The sequence below is a fragment of the Photorhabdus viridis genome (assembly GCF_040256935.1).
Lineage (GTDB): Bacteria > Pseudomonadota > Gammaproteobacteria > Enterobacterales > Enterobacteriaceae > Photorhabdus > Photorhabdus viridis.
Map to the genome: position 1 here is coordinate 1 of NZ_JBEJZY010000514.1, position 223 is coordinate 223.

Genomic DNA, 223 nt, shown 5'->3' on the forward strand with positions numbered 1-223 from the left:
TGCATTAATCTGATTGCCGATATTGGCAAGTAATGCGGTGGTGAAATTGTCTTTAAAGCTGCCGCCATTAATCGTTGTCCCCAGACTGGAACTGATAATGGACTGGCCTGCAACCCGTTGAGCCACTTTGCTCCAGTCATGATTGCTCAGTTGGGGTAAGGTGGCTTTTGCCGGATCCAGCTTCCCGCCATTTACCGCGTTATCCCATCCCATCACTGTGTCA

General features: G+C 49.8%; 1 protein-coding gene. It reads right to left on the reverse strand.

Going from position 1 to position 223, the window contains the following annotated elements; genetic code table 11:
* Positions 1-223 (reverse strand): DUF637 domain-containing protein (locus ABR397_RS24335; protein WP_350307920.1); only part of this gene is annotated, 223 nt, incomplete at both ends.